Genomic DNA, 14,114 nt, shown 5'->3' with positions numbered 1-14,114 from the left:
TGTAAGGCACGTAACGCGCCCAAGTCACTGTACGTCCGGCCCGGACGCGTCAGTCCCGGGGTCAATCCTCACACGATCGGATGAATGTCCGGGAAAATGTGTGATGGGGTGCTTACTCTCCGCTACATTCGCGCCGTTCGGCAAGGCATAAGGCCTGCTCACAGGCAATCCGCGCACACCCCCAAGGCCGGAAGGCAGGAGACCGCACCGCAGATGACGGAACGACCCGCGCAGCGCACCCCCAACCGACAGCTCGCCGCGCTCATCGCAGAAGCGGGGTTCTCCAACGCGGGACTCGCCCGTCGCGTGGACCAGCTCGGTCTCGAACACGGGCTCGACCTCAGATACGACAAGACATCGGTCACCCGGTGGCTGCGGGGCCAGCAGCCCCGGGGTACCACACCCGCCCTCATCGCCGAGGTCTTCACCCGGCGCCTGGGCCGCCGCCTCACCGCCCAGGACCTCGGCCTGGACGCCTGCGCCCCCGTCTACGCGGGGCTGGAGTTCGCCGCCACTCCCGAGGAGGCCGTCGACATCGTCAGCGGCCTGTGGCGCAAGGACTCCGGCAGCCACGCCGAGCTGCGCAAGATCGCCTTCACCCCGGCCGGGCTCGTCGTGCCCAGCCGGGACTGGCTGATCGGCCGCGCCGACGAGAAGGTCGCCCGGGGCGAGCCGCCCGCCACCCGGATCCCGGCGCAGGGCCGCTCCGCCCTCCGCCCCCCGGACGGGCAGGGCCTGCCGTCCCTGGCGCGTCGGCGCGGCCAGGCCGAACGCGGACCCGGCCAGAAGGTCACCGCCGGGGACATCGCCGCCCTGCGCTCGGTCGGCGAGCTGTTCCGCACCCTCGACGACGCCTACGGCGGCGGCCACGCCCGCCAGGCCCTGGTGCGTTACCTGGAGCACGAGTGCGAGCCGATGCTGCGCGGCACCTACGGCGAGCAGACCGGCCGCCGCCTCTTCGCCGCCGCCGCCGACCTCACCCGGCTCGCGGGCTGGACGTCGTACGACATCGCCGCGCACGGACTCGCCCAGCGCTACTTCGTGCAGGCGCTCCGCCTCGCCCAGGCGGCCGGTGACCGGGCGTACGGGGCGTACGTGCTGGTCACCATGAGCCGGCAGGCCGTCTACCTCGGGCACGGGCGGGAGGCCGTCCAGCTCGCCCGCGTGGCGCAGCAGGGCGCCGGTACCTCCGGCCCGCCCGTCGTCCAGGCGCTGCTGCACGCCTCCGAGGCACGCGGCCACGGCGTGCTCGGCGAGGTCCGGGCCTGCACGGCGGCCCTGGTCCGCGCCGAGCGCGCCCTGGAGACGGCCCGGCCCGGGGACGAGGTCCCGTACTGGGCCAGGTCCTTCGACGAGGCGCAGCTCGCCGACGAGTTCGGCCACTGCCACCGCGACCTGCAGCAGTTCCGCGCCGCCGCCCAGCACGCGGAGCGCTCACTCCAGCTCCGCGCCCCGTCCTACGCCCGCAGCCGCCTCTTCTGCCGCGTGGTCCTCGCCACGGCCCGCCTCGGTCTCGGCGAACTCGACCAGGCCTGCCAGCTGGCCGCGGAGGCGGCGGGCCAGGCAGCGGAGATGCGTTCGGTGCGGGCGGTGGAGTACGTCAGGGACTTCGAACGCCGCCTGGAGCCGTACAAGGACGCGGCCCCGGTGCGGACTTACCGCGACAAGGTGTCGGCCCTGGGGTAAGGGGCCTTCTTGTAAGGGGCGCGGGGCTGTGCCGATGTGCGGCTTCGCCGCGGGGCGCGATCAACCCCCACCCGCCCGCACCCGGCAAACCGCCTATGCAGCCCGCTGAGCACTCGGCACAGGGTCCGCGGCATGCATCGACCGCCCCGCCCCCAAGTCCGCCAGTATCGCCGCGGACGCCCGGTGTCCAGAATGCAGCGCACCCTGGACAGTGCTGGTGTCCCGGTGATCCCCACACACGTACAGCCCCGCGAGCAACCGCACCGGCCGCCGCAGATCATGCGGCGGCCGCATCACCGGCACGGCCTCCCGCGTCCGGTACACGGCCAACGTCTCCCACCGGGCCGTCGACACCCCGTACAGCCGCGCCAGGTGCATCCGCACCGCCGTGTCCACATCGCCCGGCGGCCGCCCCAGAACCGTCGACGACACCAGCACCCGCCCCGCCGGGGCACGAGTCGGATCGACACGGCTGACCACCGCCGTATGGGCGACCGGCCCGCCCAGGTCCGCGTCGAGCAACAGGGACGCTCCCGTCCCCGGAGGCTCGTCCGCCGTGTGATGCAGCACCGTCACGGGGTGGAACTCCGGCACCCGCAACCCGGGCAGCAACTCGGCCGCGGCCCGCGCGTCCGTGGCCACCAGCACCGCCCGGCAGCGGATCTCACCGTGCTCGGCCGTGGTCACCGAGGTGGTCGACACGGACGTCACGCGCACCCCGGTGCGCACCGTGCCCTCCGGCAACGTGCTCGCCAGCAGTTCCGGCAGGGCCTTGGCCCCGCCCTCCGGCACGCACAGCCGGCCGCTCGCGAAGGCGCGCAGCGCGAGGTCGGCGCACCGGCTCGACGTCGTCAGGCCCGGGTCGCACAGCAGGGCCGCCAGCAGCGGGCGCAGGAAGCCGTCGATGGTCCGGGAGGGCAGCCCGCGGGCCGCGAGGGCCTCGCCCGCGGGCAACTCCGGCCGGGCCAGCAGCCGTTCGGCCGGAGTGCCGGCCAGGCGGGACAGCGCGGCCCCCAGCCGGGCCTGATCGACGGCCGTGCCCAGCGGCGCTCCGGGCCGGCTCCGGGGCGCCGAGACCTGCCGGCCGGGCACGGCCACCGGCCTCCTGGGCGGGCGGGACGCCGACGGCGGTCGCGGGGCGCTCGCCAGGGCTCGCACCGCGTGCAGAGCACCCCGTGCGCCCCCTGCGCCGGTCTGGACGCCCGCGCGATGGTGGCGTCCGTCGCCGTGCAGCAGGACACCGGGAGCGAAGGGGCGCAGTACCAGCCCGCCCAGGCCGGGTGTCAGCCGTAGTTCGGGGTACGCCGTGGACAGCAACTGGCCGACCCTGTCGAGCCGGAAGCCGTCGACCTTCTCCGTCGCCATGCGGCCGCCGACGCCGTGGGCGGCCTCCAGGACCATGGTCGTCACTCCTGCGCCGGTCAGCCGGTGCGCGGCCGAGAGTCCGGCGACCCCGGCCCCCACGACGACCACGTCCGCCTGGTACGTGGGCTCAAGCACGTGCCCCTCCTCGAGGTTGCGCGGGCGCTGGAGACGTCATGCCCTCAACAGGCCGCGGGGATACGCGAGTTCTGGTCGAGGGTAGGGCCGTGATCGGTCAGGGGGAGTCGCGCATGGACAGGGCACGGTCGCACAGCGGTCGCATGAGAACGTCTTGTGGGCATGAAGTGGTCGCAGGGGGCTGTTGGGCGGTTCGGAGGGCTGTCTCAGAACCGCCGGTCGTGGTGTGCGGGACCGCCGCTGGTCAGCGGCGAGCCCTCACAGCGCCGCCCGGATCGCCCCTTCGATCTCCGGGAAGGCGAACCGGAATCCCGACTCCAGCAGCCGCGTCGGCACCACCCGGGCGCTGCCGAGCACATCCCCGGACATCTCGCCGAGCACGGTCCGCAGCACGGGCGCCGGCACGGCGAACGGCGTCGGGCGGTGCAGCACACGCCCCATGGCCGCCGTGATCTCACGGTTCGGCACGGGGTTCGGCGCGGTGACGTTGAACGGCCCGGACAGGCCGTCGGTGTCGATGAGGTGCCGGATCGCGGCGACCTCGTCGTGCAGCGCGACGAACGACCAGTACTGCCGCCCGTCGCCCATCCGTCCTCCGAGCCCCGCCTGGAACAGCGGGAACAGCCGCCCCCACGCCCCGCCCTCGCGGGACACGACCAGCCCGGTGCGGGTGAACACCGTGCGGACACCGGCCTTGCGGGCCGGAGCCGTGGCGCGCTCCCACTCGACGCACAGAGAAGGCAGGAAGCCCTCGCCCGCCGGTGCGCTCTCGTCGACGACACGGTCCCCGGTCTCGCCGTAGTAGCCGATGGCGCTGCCGTTCACGAAGACCCCCGGCCGGTCCCCCTCGTCCAGCGAGGCGACCGCACGGGCGAGCGCCGCCGTGCCGTTCACCCTGCTGTCGCGGAGCCGCCGCTTGTAGGCCTCGGTCCAGCGGCGGCTGCCGACACCGGCGCCCGCCAGGTTGACCACCGCGTGGCACCCGGCGAGCCCGGCCGCGTCCACACGTCCGCCCTCGGGGTCCCACCGGACCTCGTCCGCCGCCCTGGGCACATGGCGCACGAGGCGCACCACCTGGTGCCCGTCCGCGGTCAGGGACCGCACCAGGGCGCTGCCGATGAGACCGGAGGCGCCGGTCACCGCGATGCGTCGCATGACTCAATCTTGCCGGTCGGCGGGGTAAAAGCCCCGTCGGGAGACGCCACCGCGCCATACATTGACCGCCATGCCGCCTCCGCACATACGACACGCACGGCCCGACGACGAGGAACCCCTGGGACGCCTCGACCGCGCCACCTGGTCGCCGCTGCACGCCGTGCAGCCCCGCCCCGAGCCGCCGTACGGTCCGTTCTTCACCGAGCGGGACCCGGCGCGGGAGTGCCTCGTCGCCGAACTCGACGGAGTCGTCCGCGGCTACGTCCGTCTCGGAACCGCGACGCCGCTCGCCTGCAATGCCCACGTCCGGATGATCCGGGGACTGGCGGTGGCCGAGGAAGCACGCCGCCTCGGAGTGGGGCGGGCCCTGCTGCGGGCGGCGCGGGAGGAGGCGCGGCGCCTGGGGGCGCGGCGCGTCACCCTGCGCGTGCTCGCCCACAACACGCCCGCCCGGCGCCTCTACGCGTCCGAGGGGTTCGTGGTGGAGGGGGTACTGCCGCAGGAGTTCCTCCTCGACGGCGCGTACGTCGACGACGTGTTCATGGGGTGCTCCCTGACGGCCGCCTGACCGGACGTCACGACGGGGCGAGGGTCCCGGTGTCCACCGGTGCCGTCGCGCCCGCCGCGCGCCTGGCGTCGGCGCCGACCTCGGCGACCGTCAGGACGTAGCCGGTCTCGGCGTCCGAGGTGGAGCGGGCGAAGACCATGCCGAACACGCGGCCGTCCGTCGTCAGCAGCGGGCCGCCGGAGTTGCCGGGGCGGACCGTGGAGCGGATCGAGTAGATCTCCCGGGTGACGATGCCGTCGTTGTAGATGTCCTGGCCCGTCGCACGGACCCGGTTCGCCACCGTCGCCGCCTGGAGGTTCAGGTCGCCGTCCTGCGGATAGCCCGCGACGACCGCCGAGTCGCCGCGCTCGGCGTCGTCGTCGAACCGCAGCACGGGCGCCCTGAGGCCCGGCACGTACAGCACGGCCACGTCCTTCCGCGGGTCGAAGAGCACCACCCGGGCCTCGTACGTCCGCCCCACCCCGCCGATCTGCACGGTCGGCTCGTCGATGCCGGCCACCACGTGCGCGTTGGTCATCACGTGCTCGCGCGCGTACACGAAACCGCTGCCCTCGCGGCCCTGGGTGCCCGCCACGCCCTCGACCTTCACGGTGCTCAGCTTGGCGGCGCTGGTGGCGGCCGCCGTCACGCTGTCGCCGGAGGGCTCGGCGACCTCGGCCACCGACTCGTTCTCGAACGGGTTGAAGACCTGCGGGAAGCCCGCCTCGGTCAGCGCGGACGTGGCCTCCGAGAACCAGGCCGGAGTGGTGTCCGGCATGGTCCGCTGCACCGCGCCCAGCAGCCGCGAGTCCCGGATCGCCGACGTGACCAGCGGCGACGAGGAGGCGCCCAGCACGCTCGCGGCCACCCACGCCACGATCAGCACGGCGACCGCGTTGGCCACGGCCCCACCGATCCCGTCCGCCACCCTGAGCGGGCCCCCGGCCAGCTCCCGCCGCAGCCGCAGCGCCAGACGGCCCGCCAGCTCGTGCCCCACCACCGCCGGGAGCAGCACGGTGAACACCGCCGCCACCGTGGCCCGCGTCGTCCCCGGCTGTACCAGCCCCATCACCCACGGCAGAACCCACACGCCGACGACCGCACCGCCGACGAAGCCCGCCAGCGACACACAGCCGGCCACCAGCCCGCGCCGGTAGCCGGAGGCCGCGTAGGCCAGGACGACCAGCAGCAGCAGGATGTCGAGCAGGTCCACGCACGCCTTCTTTCTGTCGGACCCCCCTAGGGGTGTCCACGAAGTCCCGCCTGCCCCGCGGGCGGACGACGCGACTTCGCGGACGCCCCCTAGTACGCGGGGGGAGAGCCCGGTGATCAGTCACACGCACGTGGGTGATCGGAATCGGCCACGACCCGTGCATTTCCAAAACGTCGCGGACCGTGACGATGGTTCCACCGGGTGGCACATCACACATCGCGGACGGACCGGACCGGGCCGACAGTGGGACCATGCGTGTCTTCGGTGGACGGCGGGGTGCGCGCGGGCACCGCGACGCCCGGACACCCGGCACAGCCGGACTGCCGCGCGCCGCCCGGGTGCTGCTCGGCTGCCTGCCGGGCCTGGCGGCCGTCGCCGCGCTGGTGCTGTGCGCCTACGGCGTCGAGGACGCCGCCGAGACCGGCGCCCGCCCGGCCACGGCCCGTCCCACCGCCACGCCCTTCACCGCCCCGCGCCCGCCCATCGTGCCCCGGTCGCAGTGGCTGGGCGACGCCGCCCGCCGGCAGCCCCGCCCGCACTACGACGACCGCGTCGCCGCCGTCTTCGTCCACCACACCGACTCGCCCAACGGCTACGACTGCGCCGACGCGCCCCGCATCATCCGCGACCTGTACACCGGCCAGACCGGCATCCGCGACTGGGACGACATCGGCTACAACTTCGTCGTCGACCGCTGCGGCACCGTCTACGAGGGCCGCGCCGGCGGCATCGAGCGGGCCGTCACCGGCGCCCACACCCAGGGCTTCAACCACCGCACGACAGGCATCGCCGCCCTCGGCACCTTCACCGCCGGCATGCCCGTACCGCGGCCGATGATCCACGCGATCGCCGCGCTGTCCGCCTGGAAGCTGGGCCTGACCGGCACCGACCCGCGGGCGAGCGTCCGCCTGGTCTCCAGCAACGGCCTCAGCCGGTACGCGGCCGGCACCACCGCCGAGCTGCCCGCCCTCGCGGGCCACAACGACGGCTACATGACCAGCTGCCCGGGCGCCGCCCTGCACTCCCGCCTGCCGGAGATCAGGCGGCTCGCGGCCCGCCTGCAGGGCCGGCCGCCCGGTGCACACGAAGGCCACAGCCGACGCCCGGTCTCCTCAGATCCGGGCCCCCTACGGTCGTCCCCACAGCCGGCCGACCGGGAGCGGGGACCATGAACAACGACGGCACGAAGCACACGACGGCGCGCACCCGGCACGACGCGGCCAGGGGCCCCTGGGCGGTGCTCCGCGCAGCCCTGACCGTCGTCCTGGGCCCGGCGGCGGCCACCGCGTCCGCCCTGGACCAGGCCAACGCGGCCCCGCCGCACCGCGCTGATCAACCCCTGAAGCGCTCCCACAGCCGGGGATAGCGCTCGGCGAGCCGCCGCTCGTTCTCGAAGTCGAGCGGCGTGCCCTCCGGTTCCGCGGGCGCCGGCGGGATCTCCAGGTCGGGGGCGACCACGCCGGTGAGCTGCTCGTAGGCCTCGTCCGCCGCGTAGCCGAGTTCCTCACCGTCGCCGTCGATCTCCTCGTCGAAGTCGTCCAGCAGCTCGGCGAGCGAGTCCGGGTCGTGCAGGGCGCCCTCGAAGACCTCGCGGCCCTGGCCGATCAGCCAGCACCGGAAGAAGTCGAAGGCGTCGTCGCTCGCCCCGTCGAGCAGCACCCACGCGGCGCCCCACAGGTCCCAGCGGTACGCCCGGTTGTAGCGGGACTCGAAGTGCCGGGCGAAGTCCAGGACCGAGTCCGGGTCCAGCTGGGCGAGCCGCTCCACGAGCAGGTCGGCCTGCTCCTCCGGGTCGCCCTCGGCGGCCTCCCGGGCGTCGTCCACCAGCTCCCAGAACTCCGTCTCGTCCATCACGGGTCAAGCATCGGCCCTGCCGCACGGGGGCGCACCCGGAGTGCGCGTGATCGTTATGCGGGGTCATCGGGCCGGTACAGCCCGGCCAGCCGCAGAGCGTCCCCGGCGAACCGCTCGCGCAGGCTCCGCGGCGCCAGCACCTCCACCTCCGGGCCAAGTCCCGTCAGCTGCGTGTGCGCGACCTCCTCGGACTCCACCGCGAGCTCCACCGTCACCCATCCGTCGCCGTCCGGGGCCCCGGCCTGAGCCAGGGCCTCCCGGGCGGACAGCGAATCGAGGACGTACGGCAGCCGGCGCACACCGTCCGGGGACAGCCGCACCACGACCCGCGCCCGCAGGATCGACCGCGCGAACTGCTCCGCCCGCTCCTCCCAGAAGGCGGGCAGGTCGAAGTCCGGCTCCCGCTCGAAGCGCTCCGCCCCCGCCTCCACCGCCGTGAACCGGTCGATCCGGTACACCCGGAAGGACGCCGCGCCCGTCACCCGTGCGCACAGGTACCAGACACCCGCCTTCAGCACGAGCCCGTACGGCTCCAGCTCCCGGACGACCTCGTCCTCGCCACGCCGGTAGCGGGCGGTGATCCGCCGGTCGTCCCACACCGCGTCGGCGACGGCCGGCAGCAGCTCGGGCGTCCGCGGCTCCCGGAACCAGTTCGGCGCGTCCAGATGGAACCGCTGCGCCGCCGTCCTCGACGCGTCCCGCAGGGAGGGCAGCAGCGCCGCCGACACCTTCAGCCGAGCGGCCGAGGCCGCGTCCTCCAGGCCCATCTCGCGCAGCGCCCTGGGCACCCCGGACAGGAACAGCGCCTCCGCCTCGCCGCGGTGCAGCCCGGTCAGCCGCGTCCGGTACCCGCCGACCAGCCGGTACCCGCCGGCCCGGCCCCGGTCCGCGTACACCGGCACGCCCGCCTCGATGAGCGCCTGCGCGTCCCGCGTGACCGTCCGCTCCGACACCTCCAGCTCACGGGCGAGTTGGGCGGCCGTCATGGAGGGCCGGGACTGGAGCAGCAGCACCATCTTGATGAGCCGGGCAGCACGCATGGGGCCATCATGGTGCGTGTTCGGTGCGGGTGTGTGGGGGGCTCGTCGCGCCCACGCGGCGGAGCCGCATATCGGATACAGCCCCGCGCCCCTGAAACAGGCCTGCTCGGGCACGTCCATTCTTGGGGGCGCGGGGAACCGCGCGCCAAGCCCCCACCGGCCCGCAGTCGATGAACGACCGGGACCGATGAGGGCCGCAGACCTTACAGACCGTACTTCTCGCGCGCTTCCTTCACCGCCGTCGCCTTGACCTCGCCGCGCTTGGCGAGCTGGGCCAGGGCCGCGACGACGATCGACTCGGCGTCGACACCGAAGTGGCGGCGGGCCGCCTCACGGGTGTCCGACAGGCCGAAGCCGTCGGCGCCCAGCGAGGACCAGTCCTGCTCGACCCACTGCGCGATCTGGTCCGGGACCTGGCGCATGTAGTCGGAGACCGCAAGCACCGGGCCCTCGGCACCCTGCAGCGCCTGCCGCACGAACGGCACCCGCTCCTCGCCGCGCAGCAGCGCCTCGTCCGCCTCCAGGGCGTCCCGGCGCAGCTCGCTCCAGGACGTCGCCGACCACACGTCGGCCGCCACGCCCCACTCCTCGGCGAGCAGCGCTTGCGCCTTGAGCGCCCAGTGGATCGCCGTACCGGAGCCGAGCAGCTGGATCCGCGGGGCGTCGGCCGGGGGCGTGATGCCCGCCGACTCCGCAGTGTTGAAGCGGTACAGGCCCTTGACGATGCCCTCGTCGATGCCGTCGGCGGACGGCTTCGCGGGCTGCGGCAGCGGCTCGTTGTAGACGGTCAGGTAGTAGAAGACGTTCTGGTCCTCGCCCGGGGCCGCCTCGCCGTACATCCGGCGCAGACCCTCCTTGACGATGGCCGCGACCTCGTAGGCGAACGCCGGGTCGTACGTCAGCGCCGCCGGGTTGGTGGCCGCGATCACGGGGGAGTGGCCGTCGGCGTGCTGCAGGCCCTCGCCCGTCAGCGTGGTGCGGCCGGCCGTGGCGCCGACGAGGAAGCCGCGGCCGAGCTGGTCGCCGAGCTGCCACATCTGGTCGGCCGTGCGCTGCCAGCCGAACATCGAGTAGAAGATGTAGAACGGGATCATCGCCTCGCCGTGCGTCGCGTACGACGTCGAAGCGGCGATGAAGTCGGCCATCGAACCGGCCTCGGTGATCCCCTCGTTGAGGATCTGGCCGTTCTGGGCCTCCTTGTAGTACATCAGCTGGTCGCGGTCGACCGGCTCGTAGGTCTGGCCCTTCGGCGAGTAGATGCCGAGCGACGGGAACAGCGACTCCATGCCGAAGGTGCGCGCCTCGTCCGGGACGATCGGCACCCAGCGCCTGCCGGTCTCCTTGTCACGGACCAGGTCCTTGACCAGACGGACGAACGCCATCGTCGTCGCCACGTTCTGCGAGCCGGAGCCCTTGTCGAAGGAGGCGAACGCCTTCTCGGCCGGGGCGGGCAGCGGCGCGACCGGGTGCACGCGGCGGGCCGGGGCCGGACCGCCGAGGGCGGCACGCCGCTCCTGGAGGTAGCGGACCTCGGGGGAGTCGGCGCCGGGGTGGCCGTAGGGGACCACGCCGTCGACGAACTGGCTGTCGGAGATCGGCAGCTCCAGCAGGTCGCGCATGTTCTTGAACTCGTCCACCGTCAGCTTCTTCATCTGGTGGTTGGCGTTCTTCGACGCGAAGCCCTCGCCCAGGGTGTGGCCCTTGACCGTCTGGGCCAGGATCACGGTCGGCGCGCCCTTGTGCTCGACGGCCGCCTTGTACGCGGCGAACACCTTGCGGGACTCGTGACCACCGCGCGAGAGGTGGAAGCACTCGAGGATCTTGTCGTCGCTCAGCAGCTTCGCCATCTCCACCAGCGCCGGGTCGGCGCCGAAGAAGTCCTGGCGGATGTAGGCCGCGTCGCGCGTCTGGTAGGTCTGGATCTGCGCGTCCGGCACCTGGCGCAGGCGGCGTACCAGCGCGCCGGTGGTGTCGAGCTGGAACAGCTCGTCCCAGGCCGTGCCCCACAGCGTCTTGACGACGTTCCAGCCGGCGCCGCGGAACTGGGCCTCCAGCTCCTGCACGATCTTGAAGTTGGCGCGGACCGGGCCGTCCAGGCGCTGCAGGTTGCAGTTGATGACGAACGTGAGGTTGTCCAGCTCCTCACGGGCCGCCAGCGCGAGGGCCGCCGTCGACTCGGGCTCGTCCATCTCGCCGTCGCCGAGGAACGCCCACACGTGCGAGGCGGAGGTGTCCTTGATGCCGCGGTTGGTGAGGTAGCGGTTGAAGCGGGCCTGGTAGATGGCCGACAGGGGGCCGAGACCCATGGAGACCGTCGGGAACTCCCACAGCCAGGGCAGCCGGCGCGGGTGCGGGTAGGAGGGCAGGCCGTTGCCGCCCGCCTCGCGGCGGAAGTTGTCGAGCTGCTCCTCGTTCAGCCGGCCGTCGAGGAACGCGCGGGCGTAGATGCCGGGGGAGGCGTGGCCCTGGATGTAGAGCTGGTCGCCGGAACCGTCGGCCTCTTTGCCCCTGAAGAAGTGGTTGAAGCCGGTCTCGTAGAGCCAGGCGGCGGAGGCGAAGGTGGCGATGTGGCCGCCGACGCCGTACTTGCTGCCCCGGGTCACCATCGCGGCCGCGTTCCAGCGGTTCCACGCGGTGATCCGCTGCTCCAGCGCCGCGTCACCGGGGACGTCCGGCTCGGCGGCGGTGGGGATGGAGTTGACGTAGTCGGTCTCGAGGAGCTTCGGCAGCGCGATGCCGGCGCCCTCGGCGCGCTCCAGCGTGCGGCGCATCAGGTACGCGGCACGGTGCGGCCCGGCAGCCTTGGTGACCGCGTCCAGGGAGGCCTGCCATTCGGCGGTCTCCTCCGGGTCCCGGTCGGGGAGCTGGTCGAGCTCGCTCGGCTGGATGGCGTTGGGGTCGGTCATGTCGCCGCCTTCCTCAGTCGAAGGGGGTTCCCTCACGTAAGGGGGGATCGGGGGTGCCCTTGGTCTTTGGCAGGACAGGGCGGAGAGCTTGGGTGGCAAGCCCGTCGGCGACTGTAACTCCCTGATCGATGATCGATCAAAGGGTTGAGGGGCAAAACCTCTTGATCACGAGAAAGTAGGCACGGGGTGCCTTCGGCGGTGGCACGCGGTGACGCGTTTCCGTACGGTTTTCGCAGGTCGGAGGCTTTTGAGCGAGGGCGCGCTCGGGTGTCACGCCCGGGGTGCGCAGCCCAGCACATGGGCCTTCACCAGCTCGGCGATCCTCGGGTCCTGACGCTTGAAGGCGGCGACGAGCTCCTCGTGCTCCTCCGCGTACGACTGCTGCCGGGTGCCCAGCCAGCGGATCGACAGGGCCGTGAACACCTCGATGCCGAGGCCCTCCCAGGTGTGCAGCAGTACGGAGTTGCCGGCGGCGCGGACCAGTTCCCGGTGGAAGGCGACGGTGTGGCGGACCTGGCCGGTGCCGTCGCTCACCCGGTCGGCCTCGTACAGGGCGGTGACGTGGGGCTCCAGGGCGGAGCAGTCCGCGGCCAGGCTCTGCGCGGCCAGCTCCGCCGCGATGGCCTCCAGACCGGCCCGGACCGGGTAGCTCTCCTCCAGGTCGGCGGCGGTGAGGTTGCGTACCCGGACGCCCTTGTTCGGAGCGGACTCGATCAGGCGCAGGGACTCCAGCTCGCGCAGGGCCTCGCGGACCGGGGTCTGGCTGACCTCCAGCTCGGTGGCGATCCGGCGCTCGACGATCCGCTCGCCCGGCTGCCAGCGTCCGCTGATGATCCCCTCCAGGATGTGCTCGCGGATCTGCTCGCGGAGCGAGTGGATGACGGGCGCGGTCATGTGAGCTCCTTACAGGGGTTCGACGTTTAGACAATAAGGCCGGTTCGCTCCGCGGGTGGGGCGGCTGGGGGCGCTTTGGCGCAGGTGAGACGAGGCTTACACGGGGACGTGGGCCGGTCGTTCGACCGACGGTCGTCTGTGGTTGTTCGCGCTCACGCGGCGGAGCCGCACATCGATACAGCCCCGCGCCCCAAGCACAGTGCCCCCGCTCGGAGATGATCCGAGCGGGGGCACCGTGAAGCCGTACCGGCGATGGAGGTCAGAGGCCGAGCTCGACCTCGAACTCACCGGCCTCCAGGATGGCCTTGACCGCCGTCAGGTAGCGGGCGGCGTCGGCGCCGTCCACCAGGCGGTGGTCGTAGGACAGGGTCAGGTACGTCATGTCGCGGACGCCGATGACCGTGCCCTCCTCCGTCTCGATGACGGCGGGGCGCTTGACCGTGGCACCGATGCCGAGGATCGCGACCTGGCCCGGCGGCACGATGATCGTGTCGAAGAGCGCGCCACGCGAACCGGTGTTGGAGATGGTGAAGGTCGCGCCGGACAGCTCGTCCGGGGTGATCTTGTTGGCGCGGACCTTGCCCGCGAGCTCCGCCGTGGCCTTGGCGATGCCAGCCAGGTTGAGGTCACCGGCGTTCTTGATGACCGGGGTCATCAGGCCCTTCTCGGAGTCCACCGCGATACCGACGTTCTCGGTGTCGAAGTAGGTGATGGTCCCCTCGGCCTCGTTGATCTTGGCGTTGATGGCCGGGTGGGCCTTCAGCGCCTGGGCCGCGGCCTTGACGAAGAACGGCATCGGCGAGAGCTTGACGCCCTCACGGGCCGCGAACGCGTCCTTGGCCCGGCCGCGCAGCTTCATCAGGCGGGTGACGTCGACCTCGACGACCGAGGACAGCTGGGCCTGCTCGTGCAGGGCCTTGACCATGTTGTCGCCGATGACCTTGCGGATCCGCGGCATCTTGATGGTCTGGCCGCGCAGCGGGGAGACCTCCAGCGCCGGGGCCTTCTTGGCGGCAGCCGGAGCGGCGGCGGCCGGAGCCGGGGCAGCGGCGGCGGCCTTCGCGGCCTCGGCGGCGGCGACGACGTCCTGCTTGCGGATCCGGCCGCCGACGCCGGTGCCCTTGACGGTGGACAGGTCGACGCCGTTCTCGGCGGCGAGCTTGCGCACCAGCGGGGTGACGTAGGCGCCGTCGTCGGCCGGCTGGGCGGCGGCCGGAGCCGGAGCAGGGGCCGGGGCGGGCACCGGAGCGGCCGGGGCCGGCTCGGGAGCGGGGGTGACCTGCTGCTGCGGGGCCGGGGCCGACGGAGCCTGCGGCGCC

General features: G+C 73.0%; 12 protein-coding genes. 4 read left to right on the top strand and 8 right to left on the bottom strand.

Going from position 1 to position 14,114, the window contains the following annotated elements; all coding sequences use genetic code 11:
• Window positions 1-213 precede the first annotated feature (213 nt).
• Window positions 214-1,686 (top strand): NsdA family TPR-like regulatory protein, encoded by a 1,473-nt coding sequence (locus tag IE212_RS26615; RefSeq protein WP_190200498.1) that lies wholly within the window; start codon window positions 214-216, stop codon window positions 1,684-1,686.
• Window positions 1,687-1,779: 93 nt separating this feature from the next.
• Here IE212_RS26615 and IE212_RS26610 read toward each other — a convergent pair whose 3' ends face one another.
• Together IE212_RS26610 and IE212_RS26605 are read right to left on the bottom strand one after the other, a co-directional pair.
• Window positions 1,780-3,186, bottom strand: coding sequence for an NAD(P)/FAD-dependent oxidoreductase (locus tag IE212_RS26610; RefSeq protein WP_190200497.1), 1,407 nt, complete (start codon window positions 3,184-3,186; stop codon window positions 1,780-1,782).
• 258 nt (window positions 3,187-3,444) lie between these two features.
• Complete coding sequence (locus IE212_RS26605; protein WP_190200496.1) at window positions 3,445-4,341, bottom strand: TIGR01777 family oxidoreductase; 897 nt, start codon at window positions 4,339-4,341, stop codon at window positions 3,445-3,447.
• A gap of 70 nt (window positions 4,342-4,411) precedes the next feature.
• Between IE212_RS26605 and IE212_RS26600 the strand changes: the two genes are divergently transcribed.
• On the top strand, window positions 4,412-4,909 hold the full coding sequence (locus IE212_RS26600; RefSeq protein ID WP_190200495.1) for a GNAT family N-acetyltransferase: 498 nt from the start codon (window positions 4,412-4,414) through the stop codon (window positions 4,907-4,909).
• A gap of 7 nt (window positions 4,910-4,916) precedes the next feature.
• Here the strand turns inward: IE212_RS26600 and IE212_RS26595 are convergent, their stop codons facing one another.
• Window positions 4,917-6,101, bottom strand: a complete 1,185-nt coding sequence (locus tag IE212_RS26595) for a MarP family serine protease (RefSeq protein ID WP_190200494.1) — start codon at window positions 6,099-6,101, stop codon at window positions 4,917-4,919.
• Between the two features lie 251 nt (window positions 6,102-6,352).
• Between IE212_RS26595 and IE212_RS26590 the strand changes: the two genes are divergently transcribed.
• Window positions 6,353-7,273, top strand: coding sequence for a peptidoglycan recognition protein family protein (locus IE212_RS26590; protein WP_229864591.1), 921 nt, complete (start codon window positions 6,353-6,355; stop codon window positions 7,271-7,273).
• Window positions 7,270-7,467, top strand: coding sequence for a hypothetical protein (locus IE212_RS26585; protein WP_190200493.1), 198 nt, complete (start codon window positions 7,270-7,272; stop codon window positions 7,465-7,467). The genes IE212_RS26590 and IE212_RS26585 overlap by 4 nt, the downstream gene beginning before the upstream one ends.
• Here the strand turns inward: IE212_RS26585 and IE212_RS26580 are convergent.
• The 5 genes from IE212_RS26580 to sucB all read right to left on the bottom strand — a co-directional run.
• Complete coding sequence (locus IE212_RS26580; RefSeq protein WP_190200595.1) at window positions 7,434-7,952, bottom strand: DUF4240 domain-containing protein; 519 nt, start codon at window positions 7,950-7,952, stop codon at window positions 7,434-7,436. The two genes, IE212_RS26585 and IE212_RS26580, sit on opposite strands and share 34 nt — an antisense overlap.
• A gap of 56 nt (window positions 7,953-8,008) precedes the next feature.
• Window positions 8,009-8,995, bottom strand: coding sequence for a helix-turn-helix transcriptional regulator (locus tag IE212_RS26575; protein ID WP_190200492.1), 987 nt, complete (start codon window positions 8,993-8,995; stop codon window positions 8,009-8,011).
• 203 nt (window positions 8,996-9,198) lie between these two features.
• Window positions 9,199-11,901: a pyruvate dehydrogenase (acetyl-transferring), homodimeric type gene (gene aceE, locus IE212_RS26570; RefSeq protein WP_190200491.1), complete on the bottom strand. Its 2,703-nt coding sequence runs from the start codon at window positions 11,899-11,901 to the stop codon at window positions 9,199-9,201.
• Window positions 11,902-12,171: 270 nt separating this feature from the next.
• The gene (locus IE212_RS26565; RefSeq protein WP_190200490.1) at window positions 12,172-12,795 is read right to left on the bottom strand and encodes a GntR family transcriptional regulator; all 624 of its coding nucleotides are present in this window, start codon (window positions 12,793-12,795) and stop codon (window positions 12,172-12,174) included.
• Between the two features lie 259 nt (window positions 12,796-13,054).
• Window positions 13,055-14,114, bottom strand: a 1,060-nt coding sequence (gene sucB, locus IE212_RS26560; RefSeq protein WP_190200489.1) for a 2-oxoglutarate dehydrogenase, E2 component, dihydrolipoamide succinyltransferase, incomplete at its 5' end; no start/stop codon positions are given.

This window comes from Streptomyces djakartensis (assembly GCF_014651075.1).
Classification (GTDB): domain Bacteria; phylum Actinomycetota; class Actinomycetes; order Streptomycetales; family Streptomycetaceae; genus Streptomyces; species Streptomyces djakartensis.
The sequence above is the reverse complement of the archived record's forward strand: the minus strand, read 5'-3'. Positions and strand labels throughout refer to the sequence as shown.

What these genes read in the sequence shown, in the direction of transcription:
- IE212_RS26615 (WP_190200498.1), top strand. Translation starts at nt 214, where the DNA reads ATGACGGAACGACCCGCGCAGCGCACCCCCAACCGACAGCTCGCCGCG.
- IE212_RS26605 (WP_190200496.1), bottom strand. Translation starts at nt 4,341, where the DNA reads ATGCGACGCATCGCGGTGACCGGCGCCTCCGGTCTCATCGGCAGCGCC.
- IE212_RS26600 (WP_190200495.1), top strand. Translation starts at nt 4,412, where the DNA reads ATGCCGCCTCCGCACATACGACACGCACGGCCCGACGACGAGGAACCC.
- IE212_RS26590 (WP_229864591.1), top strand. Translation starts at nt 6,353, where the DNA reads ATGCGTGTCTTCGGTGGACGGCGGGGTGCGCGCGGGCACCGCGACGCC.
- IE212_RS26585 (WP_190200493.1), top strand. Translation starts at nt 7,270, where the DNA reads ATGAACAACGACGGCACGAAGCACACGACGGCGCGCACCCGGCACGAC.
- IE212_RS26580 (WP_190200595.1), bottom strand. Translation starts at nt 7,952, where the DNA reads ATGGACGAGACGGAGTTCTGGGAGCTGGTGGACGACGCCCGGGAGGCC.
- IE212_RS26575 (WP_190200492.1), bottom strand. Translation starts at nt 8,995, where the DNA reads ATGCGTGCTGCCCGGCTCATCAAGATGGTGCTGCTGCTCCAGTCCCGG.
- aceE (WP_190200491.1), bottom strand. Translation starts at nt 11,901, where the DNA reads ATGACCGACCCCAACGCCATCCAGCCGAGCGAGCTCGACCAGCTCCCC.
- IE212_RS26565 (WP_190200490.1), bottom strand. Translation starts at nt 12,795, where the DNA reads ATGACCGCGCCCGTCATCCACTCGCTCCGCGAGCAGATCCGCGAGCAC.